This is a genomic window from Pseudomonas sp. R2-7-07 (assembly GCF_003852355.1).
Taxonomy (GTDB): domain Bacteria; phylum Pseudomonadota; class Gammaproteobacteria; order Pseudomonadales; family Pseudomonadaceae; genus Aquipseudomonas.
Window position 1 is genome coordinate 5209685 of the sequence record NZ_CP027759.1, and the last position, 14277, is coordinate 5223961.

Annotated in this window: 12 protein-coding genes; 8 read left to right on the plus strand and 4 right to left on the minus strand. The window is 59.5% G+C overall.

Annotation, left to right across the window (positions count from 1 at the left end):
• Positions 1-94: 94 nt before the first annotated feature.
• From C4J86_RS23990 to C4J86_RS24005, 4 genes are all read right to left on the minus strand, one after another.
• Positions 95-1426 (minus strand): IS110 family transposase, encoded by a 1332-nt coding sequence (locus C4J86_RS23990; protein ID WP_124372040.1) that lies wholly within the window; start codon positions 1424-1426, stop codon positions 95-97.
• A gap of 266 nt (positions 1427-1692) precedes the next feature.
• Complete coding sequence (locus C4J86_RS23995) at positions 1693-2460, minus strand: TerB family tellurite resistance protein (RefSeq protein WP_124372041.1); 768 nt, start codon at positions 2458-2460, stop codon at positions 1693-1695.
• 2 nt (positions 2461-2462) lie between these two features.
• A complete protein-coding gene (gene murU, locus C4J86_RS24000; protein WP_124372042.1) occupies positions 2463-3137 on the minus strand; it encodes an N-acetylmuramate alpha-1-phosphate uridylyltransferase MurU in 675 nt (224 codons plus the stop codon).
• Entirely contained in the window at positions 3134-4159 is a 1026-nt protein-coding gene (locus tag C4J86_RS24005; protein ID WP_124372043.1) for an aminoglycoside phosphotransferase family protein, read from the minus strand. Before C4J86_RS24005 ends, murU begins: the two co-directional genes overlap by 4 nt.
• A 130-nt stretch (positions 4160-4289) precedes the next feature.
• Here C4J86_RS24005 and C4J86_RS24010 point away from each other — a divergent pair, with 130 nt between their 5' ends.
• From C4J86_RS24010 to C4J86_RS24045, 8 genes are all read left to right on the plus strand, one after another.
• Positions 4290-7088: an LPS-assembly protein LptD gene (locus C4J86_RS24010; protein WP_124372044.1), complete on the plus strand. Its 2799-nt coding sequence runs from the start codon at positions 4290-4292 to the stop codon at positions 7086-7088.
• Positions 7069-8403: a peptidylprolyl isomerase gene (locus tag C4J86_RS24015; protein ID WP_124365212.1), complete on the plus strand. Its 1335-nt coding sequence runs from the start codon at positions 7069-7071 to the stop codon at positions 8401-8403. Before C4J86_RS24010 ends, C4J86_RS24015 begins: the two co-directional genes overlap by 20 nt.
• On the plus strand, positions 8400-9389 hold the full coding sequence (gene pdxA / locus C4J86_RS24020) for a 4-hydroxythreonine-4-phosphate dehydrogenase PdxA (protein WP_124372045.1): 990 nt from the start codon (positions 8400-8402) through the stop codon (positions 9387-9389). The genes C4J86_RS24015 and pdxA overlap by 4 nt, the downstream gene beginning before the upstream one ends.
• On the plus strand, positions 9386-10198 hold the full coding sequence (rsmA, locus tag C4J86_RS24025) for a 16S rRNA (adenine(1518)-N(6)/adenine(1519)-N(6))-dimethyltransferase RsmA (protein ID WP_124372046.1): 813 nt from the start codon (positions 9386-9388) through the stop codon (positions 10196-10198). Before pdxA ends, rsmA begins: the two co-directional genes overlap by 4 nt.
• A 195-nt stretch (positions 10199-10393) precedes the next feature.
• Positions 10394-10774 carry a Co2+/Mg2+ efflux protein ApaG gene (apaG, locus tag C4J86_RS24030; RefSeq protein WP_124364650.1) on the plus strand — a complete coding sequence of 127 codons (381 nt, stop codon included), beginning with the start codon at positions 10394-10396 and terminating at the stop codon, positions 10772-10774.
• Positions 10774-11625: a symmetrical bis(5'-nucleosyl)-tetraphosphatase gene (locus tag C4J86_RS24035; RefSeq protein ID WP_124372047.1), complete on the plus strand. Its 852-nt coding sequence runs from the start codon at positions 10774-10776 to the stop codon at positions 11623-11625. The genes apaG and C4J86_RS24035 overlap by 1 nt, the downstream gene beginning before the upstream one ends.
• Positions 11626-11634: 9 nt before the next feature.
• Entirely contained in the window at positions 11635-11964 is a 330-nt protein-coding gene (gene glpE / locus C4J86_RS24040; RefSeq protein ID WP_124372048.1) for a thiosulfate sulfurtransferase GlpE, read from the plus strand.
• A gap of 285 nt (positions 11965-12249) precedes the next feature.
• Positions 12250-14172, plus strand: a complete 1923-nt coding sequence (locus C4J86_RS24045) for a PrkA family serine protein kinase (RefSeq protein ID WP_124368560.1) — start codon at positions 12250-12252, stop codon at positions 14170-14172.
• Positions 14173-14277: the final 105 nt, after the last annotated feature.

Genomic DNA, 14277 nt, shown 5'->3' on the forward strand with positions numbered 1-14277 from the left:
TGTCAGTCTCAGTAATTCAAACTGACCCACCGCTATCGGGAGCAAGCCCCCTCTTATCAAACATAAAATAACCCATTGTTTTTGCTCTTAAAATTTAAGCCGCTTTAACCAACTCTAATCCCAGCTTGCGCGCCTTGCGTTCCAAGGCGCGCATTTGCCGGTCACGGCTTCTTTCTTCAAATTCCTCTATCCCTTTTTCAACGTAAGGCTGGCCTTTAGTCAGCATGGCGTAAATCAACCGTGCCAACTGATGCGCTGTCGCTTTAATCGCACAGCAGGTGTCCATTCGGGTCAAACGTGCACGATGGCTGGCACCGATAAAACTCTTGTCATTGCGTGCAATAGAAGCCGCCTGCTTCAATGCCTGTGCGGCACGGTTAATCACTTTTACGCCTTTGCCCGCAAGGGGCTTACCTCCAGAAATCCTCGTGGGCGGGGCAAGCCCTAGCCAAGAGCAGAAGTGCTGGGAGGTAGGGAATCGTGATAAGTCCGGTCCTAATTCGCTGGCCAAAACCAGCGCCGTATCGATTCCGATGGTAGGGATGGCGGTCAAATCCACCCCCATTACTTGGTTCAGTGCACGATGCAGAACTGATTGCTGCTCATTGGAGCGGTGCGGGTTACGCAGTGTTTTGCTGGGAGGGATAACTTGCTCCTGAAGAACCGGCAACCGCTCAAGCGCAAAAGCAATAGCTTGATCGCATTCACCGATCTGTTTTTCCAGGAAGTCATAAGCCGCCAGTTCCTGGCTCAGCGCATGCAAATGCTCGGCTCGCCAATTGCCCCTCAAGCTACGCGCAACGGTTGCCTGATCGGCTTTGACACGCTTGTCTCTGAGCATGGCAAGTACTTCGGGGTCGCGCTCTCCGTCAACAATCGCCCGCAAAATGCTCATGCCTGTCACCCCGGCAATGTTGCTGATGACTTGCGCCAATTGGATGTTCATCTGCACCAAAGCCTTTTGCATCCGGTTGAGGGCTTTGGCTTGGTCGCGGACTTTATTGCCACGCTGACGGACCAGGGAGCGCAGTGAGCACACGTTGTCCGAAGGCCGAAAAGCGCCCCTCAACAGGCCGTGCGTCATGAGTAGAAGGATCCACTGACAATCCAGTACGTCGGACTTGCGACCGGTTATTTGCCGAGTCGCACGGGAATTAACGAGATAGACCTCAAAACCTCGTCTATCCAATATTTCGAAGAGCGGGATCCAATAAACGCCGGTCGCCTCCATCGCCACCACCTTGACGCCCATGGATTCAAACCAATCGGCCATGGCATGCAAATCATCGGTGAAGGTTGAAAACCGCTTAACCGGGTCACTGTATTTCGACGGATCAACAGCGGCTAAATGCTCTCGGCCGCCTACATCAACGGCAGCGCAGTCCGGATGGATAACTTCAAAACGTTTTTGGTTCTTGCGCGTCATGACAATTCCTCGCAGGATTGAACGACGCGGGCGGGGTACACGGTGGCGAGCGGATTCACTCTCTTATATGTGGTCACAGCTTGCTGTGCCGACAATGACTCCACGCCGATACCGTGCAGGCCACTCTCCCACTCGGGTGGTGACACACCAGTGCTGGCTACGGCCTTTGCCCCGCCCGCGTTCTTCAACTTTACGATGAACCAGTTTGATGCGCGACAGCGCTACGCCGGAGGCGTAGGGGGGACTCCCACATTAGGGCAATCGCCTCAGCGAAAGTCCCGCCGCTCGCGAATCAACGCATAGGCGTTATGCAGCTCACGGGTTCGCTCGGTCGCCTCGCGCACCTGCGCGGGGCTGGCGCCACTGCCGGCGATCTTGTCCGGGTGGTGGCGGCTGAGCAGGCGGCGATAGGCCCGTTTGATCACCGAAGGCTCGGCGGTGGCCGTCACCCCCAGAAGCCGCAACGCGTCCTGATAGGTCCCGTTACGATTGACCAATGGCTTGCGCGCCGGCGCGTAATCGGACGCCAGGGCCCGGACCTGTTGCGGCGTCCAGCCCAGCCATTTACCCCACAGCTCGATCAAGTCGCGCTCGGCATCATCCGCCCGGCCGTCCGCCCAGGCCATGCGCCAGCAGGCACGTAAAACGCCCTCGGCGGCATGGGGTTGCGCCTTGAGCACGCGCAGATAGCTGCGTACTCGATCGCTGCCGGATTTGCCACGGTTAAACGCCAGGATGGCTCGGCGCTGGGCCGACTCGGTCATCTCCAGTGTGCGCATTTCCTGGCGCGCCTGCTGGATATGCCCGTCCACGATCCGGCCGTTACTTTTGGCCAGGCGCCCCAACAGCACGAACAACAATTCGTCGTTGCGCAACGCGGGGCGCCCGCCAAGGCGTTCGCGCAACTGCGCCCAGCTGTGCAACTGCAGGCGCCGGTCCAGCGCCTGTCCCAACAATGCACCCAACAAAGCCCCCGGAATACTGGCAATCGCAAAGCCAGCCCCGGCGCCGATCAGCGTCCCTGGCCACAACATCCCTACGGCCCCGCTGTCAGCAAGGTTTCGACCTGCGCCAGACGCTCAAGCGTTCCGACATCAACCCAGCGTCCCTTCATGTGTTCACCCGTTACCAGACCTTTGTCCATCGCCGCCCGCAACAGCGGCGCCAGCTTGAAGGCACCCGCACTGCAGCCCGCGAACAACTGGGGGTCGAGCACGGAAATGCCACTGAAGGTCAGGTTATCGGCACCCGGCGCCGCATCATGAAGCAACCCGTCGTTCAAGTAGAAGTCGCCACCAGACGGGTGATGCGCCGGGTTGTCGACCATCACCAGGTGGGCCAGGCCCTGGAGCGGTCGCTTCAACTGGCTGAAGTCGTAGTCGGTCCAGATATCACCGTTGACCACCAGAAACGGCGCATCCCCCAGCAACGGCAAGGCCTTGAAAATCCCGCCGCCGGTTTCCAGCGGCTCGCCTTCGGCCGAATAGCGGATGCGCAAGCCGAACTGGGCACCGTCGCCCAGGTAGCTTTCGATCTGTTCGCCGAGCCAGGCATGGTTGATCACGATCTCGGTAAAGCCGGCCTTGGCCAGCGCCTCAAGGTGATACTCGATCAACCGCTTGCCGCCCGCCTGCACCAGCGGCTTGGGCGTGTGCAGCGTCAGCGGGCGCATGCGTTCGCCCTTGCCGGCCGCCAGGATCATCGCTTTCATACGCAGGCCTCGGCCGGTTGGCGCAGGCTGGCGAGCAGCTCGCCCAGGTCACTCAACTCCGGACGGTCGGCGAGCACCGCTTCTATATAGGCAAAGAAACGCGGCACATCCGCCAGGTAGCGTGGCTTGCCGTCGCGGTGATAAATCCGCGCGAAGATACCGATGACCTTGAGGTGACGCTGCACGCCCATCAGGTCGCTGGCGCGCAGGAACTCTTCAAACTCAGCCTGCACGGGGATCCCCAACTGCCCGGCGCGTTCCCAATAGCCGCGCTGCCACTCCCGCACGCGAGCCTGGGGCCAGCTGAGGAAGGCATCCTTGAACAGACAGGTAATGTCGTAGGTCACCGGGCCGTAGACCGCGTCCTGGAAATCCAGCACGCCGGGGCTGGGCTCGCTGATCATCAGGTTGCGCGGCATATAGTCGCGGTGCACCAGCACTTTGGGCTGCGCCAGGGCGCTGTCGACCAGCAGCTCGCTGGCACTCTGCCAGAGGGCTTGCTGCTGGGTATCGAGCTCGATACCCAAGTGGCGGCGTACGTACCATTCAGGAAACAATTCAAGCTCGCGGCGCAGCAACGCCACGTCATAGCTGGGCAACGGCGCGTCCATCGGCAACTGCTGGAATGCCAGCAACGCGTCGATGGCGTCGGCAAACAATTGATCGGCGTTTTGTTCGTCAATCACGTCCAGGTAGGTGTTTCGGCCCAGGTCATTGAGCAAAAGAAAGCCACGCGGCAAATCTTCCGCATAAATTTTTGGCACATTAATTCCCGATTTCGCGAGCAAATGCGCGATATCGACGAAAGGTTTGCAGTTTTCCTGGGGCGGTGGCGCATCCATCACGACGAATGTATGCGCCCCACCCTCCCAGCGGAAGTAACGCCTGAAACTCGCGTCGCTGCTGGCCGCAGTCAATGTGGCCGGGGGTACGGCACCCCAGTCCTGGGCGTTGAAGAGGATCGGCAACTGCTCATCCAGCCAGACTTCCAGCTGTTGTAAACGTAGATCGTGCTCGGGCATTACAAGGGTCTCCGACGGCGCTAGCCGTCAAGCGGGGCATGCTTTATTATCACGCATCTTTTTCAGACCATCGAGAGGCGTGCGGCCCAAACCGCGGGCAGATGGCACGCAGGAAGCCCGGACTAATAAGATGGCATTGAAATCCCCCGCGTTTCGTAGAAAATTTCCGTTGCTGGTAACCGGCAGTCTGCTGGCCTTGCAACCCTTCGCCACCTCATTCGTGGTCGCCGCGGAACAGTATGACTGCTCAGTCTCTGCTTCGGGTGCCTGGGATTGCGCGCCGAAAACCGCCGCCGCCCCGTTGCCACCGCGGCCGGTGCATGACGGCTCTGCCGTCAGCTCGGCCAACAGCACGCCGCAAGGCGAGGCTGGCGGCAGCGCCGACGCCGAGCCCAAGACCATGCTGGTCACCGAAGCCAAGGGCCGTGGGCTGCGTTCGCGCAGCAAAGACTACAGCCACTTGGACTGGGTGCCTCGCGAGAAGCTGACCGCAGCGCAGCTGGCCGAAACCGGCCCTTACTGCGGCGGTGCCTACATCGAGCCGACTCGTCCTGGCATGAACGACAAGACGGACAAGGGCGATGCGCCGACCTTCATCGGTGCCAAAGCCTCTCGTTACGAGCAGGAACAGCAGGTCGCGACACTGGCCGGTGACGTCGTCATGCGCCAGGGCAGCATGCAGCTGGAATCCGAGGAAGCCAGCCTGTATCAGGCCGAGAACCGTGGCGAGCTGAACGGCAACGTGCGTCTGCGCGACAACGGCGCGCTGATCGTGGGCGACCATGCCCAGGTCCAGCTCGATACCGGCGCCGCCCAGATCGACAACGCCGAATACGTGATGCACAAGTCGCGTATCCGCGGTAACGCGCTCTACGCCAAGCGTGCCGAGAACGCGATCATCCGTCTCAAGGACGGTACGTACACCACCTGCGAGCCGGACAGCAACGCCTGGCAGCTCAAGGGCAACAACATCACGTTGAACCCGGCCACCGGTTTCGGTACGGCCACCAACGCGACGTTGCGGGTCAAGAACATCCCGATCCTGTACACCCCTTACATCTATTTCCCGATTGACGACCGTCGTCAATCCGGCTTCCTGCCGCCGAGCTTCAGCACCGGCAGTGAAACTGGCTTTACGCTGGTAACGCCGTACTACTTCAACCTGGCACCGAACTACGACGCCACGTTGTACCCGCAATACATGACCAAGCGCGGCATGTTGATGGAAGGCGAATTCCGCTACCTCACCAAGTCCAGCGAAGGGCAGTTTGGTGGGGCGTACCTCAACGACGACAACGATGAGCGCAAGAACCAGACCGACTCCGAAAAAACCCGCTATATGCTCAATTGGCAGCATAAAGGTGGCTTGGATTCGCGGCTGACGTCACTGGTTGATTACACCAAAATCAGCGATCCTTACTACTTCCAGGACCTGAAGTCCTACGAAGAAGGCGTAGAGAGTCGCGACTTCGTCAACCAGCAGGGTTCCCTGACTTACCGCGGTGATACGTACCAGGCTCGCTTGAACGTTCAGGCGTACCAACTGGCGACGGTATCGGAGTTCACCCCATACGACCGCTTGCCACAGATCACTTTCAACGGTGCGCTGCCTTACCATCCTGGCGGGCTGGACCTCGCTTACGAAACAGAAGCGGTGCGGTTCGACCGAGATCTTCAGAACGGCTCTTACACTGACAAGGACGGAGCAATTTCCTCTCGTCTGGACAACAACGTCCTCGGGTTGAGCCGTGCCAACGGTACTCGCCTGAGTGCAGCACCGAGCGTCTCCCTGCCGCTGAATTGGACCTACGGTTTCATTACACCGAAGCTCAAGTATGTCTATACCAAATACGACCTTGACCTGGATAACACCGGCAAGAATGACCTGGTAGTCAATAGACTAGGCGCGTCGGCTCTGGGCGAGACGTTCAATAGTTCTCAAAATCGCTCCGTCCCCATTGCCAGTATCGATAGCGGCCTCTTCTTTGACCGTAATACCCAATGGTTTGGTCGTAATTACCAGCAAACCCTGGAACCACGTTTGTTCTATCTCTATGTACCAGAGAAAGATCAGAAAAATATCCCGGTGTTTGACACTAGCGAAACTCCATTCAGTTTCGACTCGTTGTTCCGTGACAACCGCTTCACCGGCGGCGACCGTATCGGCGACGAAAACAAACTGTCGCTGGGCCTGACCAGCCGCTGGATTCAAGACGACGGCCTTGAGCGTCAACGTATCAGTATCGGCCAGGCTGTGTACTTCAAAGACCGCGAAGTACAATTGCCAGGTGTAGACGCGACAACCCGTGATGATGCACATGAAGACGTGTCGCCGATCGCCTTGGATTACTCTTTCCGCTTCAACCGAGATTGGCGTGCGACGGCCGACTACAACTGGGACCCTACCAGCCACAGCCCACGCTCCGGCAGCGCGATGTTCCACTACCAGCCGGAAGACAACCCGAATAAGGTAATCAACGTCGGCTATCGCTACCGTAATGACCAGGTCGTCTACAACCAGTTGACCGGCAAATGGCAATTTGGTGGTGACTATGGCAGCGAAGGCAACCCGAACTTCATCAAGGACTACTACAAAATCCAGCAACACGACTTCTCGATGATGTGGCCGATCATTCCGCAGTGGAACCTGATCACCCGCTGGCAGTATGACTACGCCCGCAACCGTACCTTGGAAGCCTTCGGCGGTTTCGAGTACGACAACTGCTGCTGGAAACTGCGCGTCATCAACCGCTACTGGGTTTCCAACGACGAATACAGCCAGATCGCCCCTCTCAACGAAAAGGGTGACCACGGGCTCTTCTTCCAAATTGTCCTCAAAGGACTCGGCGGCCTGACCGGCGCCAAGGTAGAGAGCTTCCTCGACAAAGGCATTGAAGGTTATCGTGAACGTGAAGACAAAGCTTTCTGAGTGCTTGCGCCCGCTCGTGCTGGGCGCGCTGTTCCTGGGTGCCGCCTCGGCGCATGCCGCGGTGCAACAGCTGGATAAAGTCGCAGCCATCGTCGATAACGACGTGATCATGCAGAGCCAACTGGACCAACGGGTCAAGGAAGTTCAGCAAACCATCGCCAAGCGTGGCGGTGGTGTGCCGCCGACCAGCGTCCTGGAACCCCAGGTGCTGGAACGCCTGATCGTGGAAAACCTGCAACTGCAGATCGGCGAACGCTCCGGCATCCGTATTTCTGACGAAGAGCTGAACCAGGCCGTCGGCACCATCGCTCAACGCAACAATATGAGCATCGACCAGTTCCGCGCAGCTCTGGCGCACGATGGCCTGTCCTATGAGGACGCGCGTGACCAGATCAAGCGTGAAATGATCATCAGCCGTGTACGCCAGCGTCGCGTAGCCGAACGGGTGCAGGTGTCGGAGCAGGAAGTGAAGAACTTCCTGGCCTCGGACCTGGGCAAGATGCAGCTTTCCGAAGAGCTGCACCTGGCCAATATCCTGATCCCAACGCCCGACAGCGCCAACGCCGAGCAGCTCAATGCGGCCGCAGCCAAAACCCAGGCTATCTATGATCGCCTCAAGGCCGGCGCTGATTTCGCCCAGATGGCGATTGCCCAGTCCGGCAGCGACAACGCGCTCGACGGTGGTGACATGGGCTGGCGTAAAGCCGCTCAACTGCCGCCGCCGTTCGACCGCGAGCTGAGTGCGATGAACGTGGGTGACATTACCCAACCGGCACGTACTCCGGGCGGTTTCATCATCCTCAAGCTGCTGGCCAAGCGCGGCGGCGAGACCTCGCTGAAAGACGAAGTACACGTTCGTCACATTCTGGTCAAACCAAGCGAAATCCGTACCGAGGCACAAACCAAGGAACTGGCCCAGAAGATCTATGACCGCATCGAAAGCGGTGAAGACTTCGCCACCCTGGCCAAGAGCTTTTCGGAAGACCCAGGTTCTGCCCTCAACGGCGGCGACCTGAACTGGATCGACCCGAAAGCCCTGGTGCCCGAGTTCCAGCAGGTGATGGCCGATACTCCGCAAGGCGTACTGTCCAAGCCGTTCAAGACCCAATACGGCTGGCACGTGCTGGAAGTCCTTGGCCGTCGCGCCACCGACAACACCAACCAGGCCCGCGAACAGCAAGCCCTGACCGTACTGCGTAACCGCAAGTACGACGAAGAGCTGCAAACCTGGTTGCGTCAGATCCGTGACGAAGCCTACGTAGAAAACAAGCTGCCAGGCGCCGAGCAAACAGGCACCGACCAGGCAACCCAGTGAAACCCCAGCGTTTCGCGGTAACACCCGGCGAGCCGGCCGGCATTGGTCCAGACCTGTGCCTGCTGCTCGCCTCGCAACCCCAGCCACACCCCCTGATTGCCATCACCAGCTGCGACCTGCTCCTTGAGCGGGCCGCGCAACTGGGTGTGGCTGTCAACCTGCTGAGCGTCGCACCGGGCAACTGGCCCGACCTGCCGGCGCCGGCGGGCAGCCTGTATGTGTGGGACACGCCCCTGCAAGCCAAGGTCATCGCCGGGCAACTGGACAAGGCCAATGCGGCCTTCGTACTGGAAACCCTGACCCGCGCCGGCCAAGGCTGCATCGACGGCGACTTCGCCGGCATGATCACCGCGCCCGTCCATAAAGGCGTGATCAACGAATCCGGTATCGCCTTTTCCGGCCATACCGAATTCCTGGCCGAACTCACACACACCGAACAAGTCGTGATGATGCTGGCCACCCGGGGCCTTCGCGTCGCGCTGGTCACCACGCACCTGCCGCTGCGCGACATCGCCGACGCCATCACCGCCGAGCGCATAGAACGCGTCACACGCATCCTGCACGCCGACCTGCAACACAAATTCGGCATTGCCCAACCGCGTATCCTGGTCTGTGGGCTCAACCCCCACGCCGGTGAAGGCGGGCATTTGGGCCGTGAAGAAATCGACATCATTGAACCGACATTAGAGCGTCTGCGCCAAGAAGGCATGGACCTGCGCGGCCCATTGCCTGCCGACACTCTGTTTACCCCCAAATATCTGGAGCACTGCGACGCAGTGCTGGCGATGTACCATGACCAGGGGCTGCCCGTGCTGAAATACAAAGGCTTCGGCGCCGCAGTCAACGTGACACTGGGCCTGCCGATCATCCGCACCTCCGTCGACCATGGCACTGCCCTGGACCTGGCAGGCAGCGGCAAGATCGATACCGGCAGCCTGCACATGGCCCTGGAAACCGCCTATCAGATGGCCGAGACCCGTATATGACTGAGCATTACCAACACCGGGCGCGCAAGCGCTTCGGGCAAAACTTCCTGCACGACGCTGGCGTAATTGACCGCATCCTGCGCTCCATCCACGCCAAATCTTGCGACCGCCTGCTGGAAATCGGCCCAGGCCAGGGCGCATTGACCCAGGGCCTGCTGGCCAGTGGCGGCCAACTGGACGTGGTTGAGCTGGACAAGGACCTGATCCCGATTCTCAACCAGCAGTTTGCCGACAAGCCCAACTTTAATCTGCATCAGGGCGATGCGCTGAAGTTCGACTTCAATACGCTCAATGCTGCGCCCAGCAGCCTGCGTGTGGTCGGTAACCTGCCATACAACATCTCCACCCCGCTGATTTTCCACCTGCTGAACAACGCCGGGATCATCCGCGACATGCACTTCATGCTGCAAAAAGAAGTGGTGGAGCGCCTGGCCGCCGGGCCGGGTGGTGGTGATTGGGGCCGGCTGTCGATCATGGTCCAGTACCATTGCCGCGTCGAGCATCTGTTCAACGTTGGCCCGGGCGCATTCAACCCGCCGCCGAAGGTCGACTCGGCCATCGTGCGCCTGGTGCCCCATGCCGTGCTGCCGCACCCGGCCAAGGACCACAAATTGCTTGAGCGCGTCGTGCGTGAAGCGTTCAACCAACGCCGCAAGACCCTGCGCAACACGCTCAAGGCGCTGTTGAGCAACGCCGAAATCGAAGCGGCCGGCGTCGACGGCAGCCTGCGCCCCGAGCAACTGGACCTAGCCGCGTTCGTGCGCCTGGCCGACCAGCTGGCGATTCAGCCTGCCCCGACAGAAGGGTAAGGTTCAACGCGATCCAATGTGGGAGGGGGCTTGCTCCCGATAGGGGAGTATCAGTGGATAAATTTCAACTGACACACCGCTATCGGGAGCAAGCCCCCTCCCACATTTGGATCACATATCTGGCCTAGTGGCCACCTCTTGGCCTAGACTGGCCCGCATCAGCTGTCCTGCGCATCTGCTTTTAAGGCCTCTTGCATGTCCGATCCTCGCTACCAGATCGACGTCAGCGTCGTTACCCGCTTCCTGGCGGACCAATCCCAACCTGAACACAACCGCTTTGCCTTTGCCTACACCATCACGGTGAAAAACAACGGGCTGGTGCCGGCCAAGCTGCTGTCGCGCCATTGGGTGATCACCGACGGTGATGGTCAGGTCGAAGAAGTACGCGGCGCGGGTGTTGTCGGCCAGCAACCGTTGATCGACATCGGCGCCAGCCATACCTACAGCAGCGGCACGGTGATGACCTCCAAAGTCGGCACCATGCAAGGCACCTATCAAATGAAAGCGACCGACGGCAAGCTGTTCGACGCGATCATCAAGCCATTCCGCCTCGCCGTACCCGGAGCCCTGCACTGATGGCAACGTATGCGGTCGGTGACCTGCAAGGCTGCCTGGAGCCCCTCAAGTGCCTGCTCGAACGCGTCACGTTCGACCCGGCAACCGATCGCCTTTGGTTGGTCGGCGATCTGGTCAACCGTGGTCCGCAGTCCCTGGAAACCTTGCGCTACCTCTATAAGCTGCGTGATTCGCTGGTCTGCGTGCTGGGCAACCATGACCTGCACCTGCTCGCGGCCGGCCACAACATCGAGCGTCTGAAAAAAGGCGATACGCTGCGGGAAATCCTCGAAGCGCCGGACCGGGCCGAGTTGCTGGAGTGGGCGCGCCGACAAAAGCTCATGCATTACGACGAGGCCCGCAACATCGCCATGGTCCATGCTGGCATCCCACCGCAATGGACGTTGAAAAAAGCCCTCAAGTGCGCAGCCGAAGTCGAAAGCGCCCTGGCCGATGACAACCTCTACACCGCCTACCTCGACGGCATGTATGGCAACGAGCCGATGAAGTGGGACAGCGACCTCAGCGGCGTTGCCCGCTTGAGGGTGATCACCAACTACTTCACGCGCATGCGCTTTTGCACGGCCGAGGGCCGACTGGACCTCAAGAGCAAGGAAGGCGCCGATACCGCGCTGCCTGGCTATAAACCCTGGTTTGCGCACAAGGAACGCAAAACCCGTGACACGAAAATCATCTTCGGTCATTGGGCCGCCCTAGAAGGCAAATGCGAAGAACCCGGCGTGTTCGCCCTCGACACCGGCTGCGTGTGGGGTGGTGCCATGACCCTGATGAACATCGACACCGGCGAGCGCATCAGTTGCCAGTGTGAATCCCCCGTATCCAATACACAGACGGCCGCCGCCAAGCCCTAGGAGCCCGCCATGACAGAATTCAAACGTATTCCCCCCGAACAAGCCCAGGCCCTGCGCGAACAAGGCGCTGTGGTCGTCGATATCCGTGACCAGCCTACGTATGCCGCTGCGCACATTGCCGGCGCCCGGCATCTGGACAACGTCAACATCGCCGACTTTATCCGCGCCGCCGACCTCGACGCGCCGCTGATCGTTGCGTGCTACCACGGCAACTCCAGCCAGAGCGCAGCGGCTTATCTTGTCAGCCAGGGTTTCTCCGACGTCTACAGCCTGGACGGCGGCTTTGAGCTGTGGCGTGCGACCTATCCTGCGGAAATATCTTCAGGCGATTCGCAATAATTTTTTTCACACCCCGCTACCCCGCGTGACGCTTGGGCTTGCGCCGTTTCTGACGAACGGCGCGGCCAAACTAATTACGCATCGCGCCTTGACCTCCCCGATTCCGAACTATCCTTAAGCGCAGGCCATCCAAATCAGGGGAGAGCCGGTACACCGGCGTGCGGGTCATCGGTAGCGTTTCAGGGTGTTCTGGGGGGAAAACAGCTATTGGCGAACGTCAATGACTGCCAGCATCGACTGATTGATCCGGCGTCGGCTCCACGTATCGAGCGAGGTGACGACGTCATGAGTATCTTTAGCCACTTCCAACAACGTTTCGCGTCCACACAGGAGGAGGAACTCACGCTTCAAGAGTACCTCGAACTGTGCAAACAGGATCGCAGTACCTATGCGTCTGCCGCCGAACGCCTGCTGCTGGCAATCGGCGAGCCGCAGTTGGTGGAAACCGCCAACAACTCGCGGCTGTCGCGAATATTCTCCAACAAGGTGATCCGCCGCTATCCGGCCTTTGAAGACTTCCACGGCATGGAAGAATGCATCGACCAGATCGTCTCCTACTTCCGCCATGCTGCCCAAGGCCTGGAGGAAAAGAAACAGATCCTCTACCTGCTCGGCCCCGTCGGCGGTGGCAAGTCGTCCCTGGCCGAAAAACTCAAGCAACTGATCGAAAAGGTGCCCTTCTACGCGATCAAGGGCTCGCCGGTGTTCGAGTCGCCCCTGGGCCTGTTCAACGCCACCGAAGACGGCGCCATCCTCGAAGAAGACTTTGGCATCCCTCGGCGCTATCTCAATACCATCATGTCGCCCTGGGCCACCAAGCGCCTGTCCGAATTCGGTGGCGATATCAGCCAGTTCCGCGTGGTCAAGCTCTACCCGTCGATCCTCAACCAGATCGGCGTCGCCAAGACTGAACCGGGCGACGAGAACAACCAGGACATCTCCGCACTGGTGGGCAAGGTCGATATCCGCAAACTGGAAGAATTCCCACAGAACGACGCCGATGCCTACAGCTACTCGGGCGCGCTGTGCCGGGCCAACCAGGGCCTGATGGAATTCGTGGAGATGTTCAAGGCGCCGATCAAGGTGCTGCACCCACTGCTCACGGCCACGCAAGAAGGTAACTACAACAGTACCGAAGGCCTGGGCGCGATTCCATTCACTGGGATCCTGCTGGCTCACTCCAACGAATCGGAGTGGCACACCTTCCGCAACAACAAGAACAACGAAGCCTTCATCGACCGTATCTACATCGTCAAGGTGCCGTACTGCCTACGGGTCAGCGATGAAATCAAGATCTACGACAAACTGCTGTTCAACAGCTCCCTGGCCAAGGCGCATTGCGCACCCGACACCCTGAAGATGCTCGCCCAGTTCACCGTGCTGTCGCGCCTCAAGGAGCCGGAGAACTCGAATATCTACTCGAAAATGCGCGTGTACGACGGGGAAAATCTCAAGGACACCGATCCCAAGGCCAAATCGATCCAGGAATACCGCGACACGGCGGGCGTCGATGAAGGCATGAACGGCCTGTCGACGCGTTTCGCGTTCAAGATCCTGTCCAAGGTGTTCAACTTCGACCCTCACGAGATCGCCGCCAACCCGGTGCATTTGCTGTACGTGCTGGAGCAGCAGATCGAACAGGAACAATTCCAGGCCGAAACCCGCGAGCGCTATCTGCGCTTCCTCAAGGAATACCTGGCGCCGCGCTACATCGAATTCATCGGCAAGGAAATCCAGACCGCCTACCTAGAGTCCTACAGCGAGTACGGCCAGAACATTTTCGACCGCTACGTGCTGTATGCCGACTTCTGGATTCAGGACCAGGAATACCGCGACCCGGAAACCGGCGAAATCCTCAACCGCGTGGCACTCAACGAGGAGCTGGAGAAAATCGAGAAACCCGCCGGCATCAGTAATCCGAAGGATTTCCGCAACGAAATCGTCAACTTCGTGCTGCGCGCCCGCGCCAACAACAACGGCAAGAACCCAACTTGGCTCAGCTACGAGAAGCTGCGGGTGGTGATCGAGAAGAAAATGTTCTCCAACACCGAGGATCTGCTGCCGGTTATCAGCTTCAACGCCAAGGCGAGCAAGGAGGATCAGCAAAAACACAACGACTTCGTCACACGAATGGTCGAGCGCGGCTACACCGACAAACAGGTACGACTGCTCTCCGAGTGGTACCTGCGGGTGCGCAAATCGCAGTAAGGCAGCGACAGGCGGCCACTGCCAGGCATCCGGCCTGGCAGTCGACCGCTTGTCCCTAAGCTTCCAGTTCGCGGCTTGAAGCTTGTAACGTGAAGCTGCCCGGAG

Excerpts from the sequence above, each read along its gene's own strand:
- glpE (WP_124372048.1), top strand. The coding sequence starts at position 11,635 with ATGACAGAATTCAAACGTATTCCCCCCGAACAAGCCCAGGCCCTGCGC.
- C4J86_RS24005 (WP_124372043.1), bottom strand. The coding sequence starts at position 4,159 with ATGCCCGAGCACGATCTACGTTTACAACAGCTGGAAGTCTGGCTGGAT.
- murU (WP_124372042.1), bottom strand. The coding sequence starts at position 3,137 with ATGAAAGCGATGATCCTGGCGGCCGGCAAGGGCGAACGCATGCGCCCG.
- C4J86_RS24010 (WP_124372044.1), top strand. The coding sequence starts at position 4,290 with ATGGCATTGAAATCCCCCGCGTTTCGTAGAAAATTTCCGTTGCTGGTA.
- apaG (WP_124364650.1), top strand. The coding sequence starts at position 10,394 with ATGTCCGATCCTCGCTACCAGATCGACGTCAGCGTCGTTACCCGCTTC.
- C4J86_RS23990 (WP_124372040.1), bottom strand. The coding sequence starts at position 1,426 with ATGACGCGCAAGAACCAAAAACGTTTTGAAGTTATCCATCCGGACTGC.
- C4J86_RS23995 (WP_124372041.1), bottom strand. The coding sequence starts at position 2,460 with ATGTTGTGGCCAGGGACGCTGATCGGCGCCGGGGCTGGCTTTGCGATT.
- C4J86_RS24035 (WP_124372047.1), top strand. The coding sequence starts at position 10,774 with ATGGCAACGTATGCGGTCGGTGACCTGCAAGGCTGCCTGGAGCCCCTC.
- C4J86_RS24045 (WP_124368560.1), top strand. The coding sequence starts at position 12,250 with ATGAGTATCTTTAGCCACTTCCAACAACGTTTCGCGTCCACACAGGAG.
- rsmA (WP_124372046.1), top strand. The coding sequence starts at position 9,386 with ATGACTGAGCATTACCAACACCGGGCGCGCAAGCGCTTCGGGCAAAAC.